This window comes from Streptomyces sp. NPDC060209 (genome assembly GCF_042728155.1).
In the GTDB taxonomy this organism is placed as follows: Bacteria; Actinomycetota; Actinomycetes; order Streptomycetales; family Streptomycetaceae; genus Streptomyces.
Genome location: NZ_JBHWZS010000487.1, coordinates 1 through 3880 on the forward strand (window position 1 = coordinate 1; position 3880 = coordinate 3880).

Annotated in this window: 3 protein-coding genes; 1 reads left to right on the forward strand and 2 read right to left on the reverse strand. The window is 64.7% G+C overall.

Going from position 1 to position 3880, the window contains the following annotated elements; all coding sequences use genetic code 11:
- Positions 1-24: 24 nt before the first annotated feature.
- Together ACFWFI_RS41545 and ACFWFI_RS41550 are read right to left on the reverse strand one after the other, a co-directional pair.
- Positions 25-750, reverse strand: coding sequence for a glycoside hydrolase family 11 protein (locus ACFWFI_RS41545; RefSeq protein ID WP_387400963.1), 726 nt, complete (start codon positions 748-750; stop codon positions 25-27).
- Positions 751-1668: 918 nt separating this feature from the next.
- Positions 1669-1818 carry a hypothetical protein gene (locus tag ACFWFI_RS41550; RefSeq protein WP_387400965.1) on the reverse strand — a complete coding sequence of 50 codons (150 nt, stop codon included), beginning with the start codon at positions 1816-1818 and terminating at the stop codon, positions 1669-1671.
- 547 nt (positions 1819-2365) lie between these two features.
- Between ACFWFI_RS41550 and ACFWFI_RS41555 the strand changes: the two genes are divergently transcribed.
- Positions 2366-3832, forward strand: coding sequence for a non-reducing end alpha-L-arabinofuranosidase family hydrolase (locus ACFWFI_RS41555; protein ID WP_387400967.1), 1467 nt, complete (start codon positions 2366-2368; stop codon positions 3830-3832).
- The last annotated feature ends 48 nt before the right edge of the window (positions 3833-3880 follow it).

A 3880-nucleotide genomic window follows, 5' to 3' on the forward strand; every position in this document is an offset into this window, starting at 1 on the left:
AGCCGGTTGTTCGCCGGACAGAGATCAGCCGCTGACCGTGATGTTCGAGCTTCCGCTGCTCTGGTAACCCTCGGTGGCCATGATCATGTAGTACTTGAACTGGCCCATGTTCATGCCCACGCGGGCCCAGGCGTCGAAGTGGTTGCCGGTGGTGATGGTGCCGGAGCCGCTGGTCACCTTCGACTGCCGGACGCTCCAGTACTGCTGGAAGGTTTTGGTGCCTTCCACGGAGGGGGCGTTGTACCGGGTTGTCTGATAGATGTCGTACGTGCCGCCGTCACTGGAGACGGTGCCCTTGTGGGTGCCGGTGGGCCGGTAGCTGCCCCAGTTGTCGACGATGTAGTACTCCACCAGCGGGTTCGAGGTCCAGCCGTAGAGGCATCCGTAGCCGTTGCCCGACGGGTTGAAGTAGCCGCTGTAGCGGACCGTCCTGCGTCCGCCGGTGCTCCAGCCCTTGCCGGCGACGAAGTTGCCGCAGTTGGTCCACTTGGTGCTGTAGCTGCCGCCGCCGTTGAGCGTCATGGAGACGGAGCCGCCGCCGTCGGTCCAGAACGAGTAGTACATGCCGTCGGTGCCGGTCTGGTTGGTCGTGATGGTGGTGGCCGCGTGGGCGGTGCCGGGCAGCAGCAGCCCGGAGGCGGTAGCGAGCGCGACTGTGCCGGCGCCGCCGAGGAAGCCTCGTCGGCTCAAGCCGTTGAGGGGCGCGGGGTTCTGCTGGATCTGGTCCTGCTGCGTGCCGTCCTGCTGCATGCATCCTCCCGGTGAAGGCTGGTGGGGACCGGGCGGCTTCTGCTGCCCGGCGGCCTTGCATGAAACACCGCGGGGGTCGCCCGTCGTCGTGCGGTAATGACCGACCGCCATCCCCGGTCACATGACGCGAGGGGAACGACGGACTCCTCTCGTTCGGTGGCCACAGTGTTCGTAGAGCCTCATGGACCTGTCAACAGTTTCGGCAATCTTTCGGAAATATTTCCTGGCCAGAAGAAGCTTTGCCGCGCGCATCTTCGCTGGTCAAGCCGCCTCTTACGCGAACCGGCGTGTGGAATGGAAAGGATCCCGGGAAGGATCGAATGCAAGCATGTGCACTGCTTTCGAAACTTTCGGCGGCCTGGCTATGTCCTGGACATGTACGGGCACCCGCCGTAGGTATACGCCGGATCCATCTTCGGCTCGCTGGGGAAACCCACCCACAGCTCTGGAGGCACCGAGCTGAAGGCAACAGGGTCGTGCGTGTACAGCTGCGACAACAGGGCCTCGCGCTCGGACGGGATCGCACCCCCGAGCCACCAAGAGGCCCTGTCTTCATGCGCCGACCGGCCACAGACCACCCGCGTGGAACCCTGTTCGACCCGCACGCCCCAACACCGGGCGGGAAACAGCCTGTATGACATCGTCGAGCGGCTGCGGTCGGTGCGGACAGAGCTGCAAGGGAAGCCGGGGGCGGCGTGTCCCACCACTCGCAGCCTGATTCTCATCGCGTCGTTACGCGGCGGCCCAGTCATTTTGCTACTTCCGGCCATGCCTGCCGGCGTCGTCCTCTGGTTGAGGTGGCCACTCCCCCGCTGAGTTGCGCATCCAGTCCGTCTCCGTAGCCACCTCCTCGCCGTTCGGCCGCTGGTCCGCTGCCGCCGACCCTCCTCCCGCAGCCCGGCCAGCGGTCACCGGAGTCTACGAACTGCCGCTCCTGGCCGGCTCCGTCGTCGCGGCGTGCGGCGCGACCAGTGCGGCAACCACACCGAACCCGCCGACGACCAGCGCGAGCAGAAGATCGCGGACCTTCTGGCGGATAACCGTTCCGGGGAGGGCATACGAGCCCATGACTGTGCCTCCAAGGTAGAGATTGCGGAAGGACTGAAGCGCAGGGGAATGCGTTGCCCGCTCCCACTCGACAGACGGACAGGACGGGCCAACCCGGACAGCCCAGATCGCCCAGGGCCAACCAACGCGGTTCGACATATCGAACCCCGGCCGGTTCCTCAGACACGGATGATTGAGGGTTGACGGTGGATCGTCAATACTTCTATGGAAGTTTCTGTATCACGCCCGAAACTTTCCGGGATCCTGAGGAGCCGAACGAAGCCCCCTCCGGCACCGTCGTCGGCGGGTGCCGTAGGGCTGGGACCTAGGTAATGGCGAGCGTTCAGGGGCATTTTCGGTCGGGCGCGACAGTTCGTCGAAGCGAAGGCGGAGGCGCTGTTTGTGGACAGATCGGCGACAGGCCTTGACCGGAGGGCCTCGCATTCCTAGCTTGTGGCGTCAAAGTATCCGGGAACTTTCCGAAAGGTTTCGAGAATGCCGCCCCGCACGGGCGATCCGCAGTTCATCGGGATCGCCCCACCCCCTGCTGTCCAAAGGAGTTCCTCTGATGTGGTTTCGCCACCCGTCCCCGGTCCGCCCGAAGCGCCTACTCGCCATCCTTGCTCCCTTGCTTCTCGTGGCCACCTTCCTCGGTGCCCAGCCCGCCAGCGCGGCGACCGTAGACCCCAATGCCTCGTACGTGCTGGTCAACCGCGGCAGCGGCAAGGCCCTGGACGTCTACAACATGGCAACCGATGACGGCGCCCGCATCACCCAGTGGGCCAGGAACGATCAGAACCAGCAGCAGTGGCAGTTCGTCGATTCCGGGGGTGGGTACTACCGCATCAAGTCCCGGCACTCGGGCAAGGTGCTTGACGTCCACAACTGGTCCACTGCGAACGGCGGCCCGATCGTCCAGTGGACCGACCTGAACAGCGCCAACCAGCAGTGGCGGCTGGCCGACAGCTCGGACGGCGACGTAAGGATCATCTCGCGCCACAGCAACAAGGCCCTCGAAGTACAAGGCGCGTCCACCGCCGACAACGCGAACATCGTCCAGTACGACGACTGGGGTGGCACCAACCAGCAGTGGCAGCTCGTCAAGGCCGGCGGCGACGACCCCGGCCCGTGCGATCCTCCGTCGACATACCGCTGGACATCAACGGGCCCGCTGGCGCAACCCAAGTCGGGGTGGGTCTCGCTCAAGGACTTCACCGTCGTCCCCTATAACGGCAGGCAACTCGTCTATGCGACGACGCACGACACGAGCACGAGTTGGGGCTCGATGAACTTCGGACTGTTCACCAATTGGTCGGAAATGGCCTCAGCCGGCCAGAACACGATGTCGACTTCCACCGTCGCGCCCTCGCTCTTCTACTTCGCGCCGAAGAACATCTGGGTGCTCGCCTACCAGTGGGGCGGGACCGCCTTCTCCTACCGGACGTCGAGCGACCCCACCAACCCGAATGGCTGGTCATCCCCACAGGTGCTCTTCTCCGGAAGCATCTCCGGCTCCGGAACAGGGCCCATCGACCAGACGCTCATCGGTGACGGGACGAGCATGTACCTGTTCTTCGCCGGTGACAACGGCAAGATCTACCGGGCCAGTATGCCGATCGGGAACTTCCCGGGCAGCTTCGGCACGACCTCGACAGTGGTCATGAGCGATACGACGAACAACCTGTTCGAAGCCCCGCAGGTCTACAAACTGCAGGGCCAGAACCGCTACCTCATGATCGTCGAGGCGATCGGCTCGCAGGGCCGCTATTTTCGCTCGTTCACGGCCACCAGCCTGAACGGCTCATGGACACCCCAGGCCGCGACCGAGAGCAATCCCTTCGCCGGCAAGGCCAACAGTGGCGCCACCTGGACCGACGACATCAGCCACGGCGAGCTGATCCGCACCAGCCCCGATCAGACAATGACCGTCGATCCTTGCAATCTACAGTTGCTCTACCAGGGGCGCAGCCCCAACTCCGGCGGCGATTACGGCCTCCTCCCCTACCGCCCGGGGCTGCTGACACTGCAGCGCTGACGGCGTGCCACGAATCCGCCTCCGGTATGGAGCCTGCGTGGCGGGCAC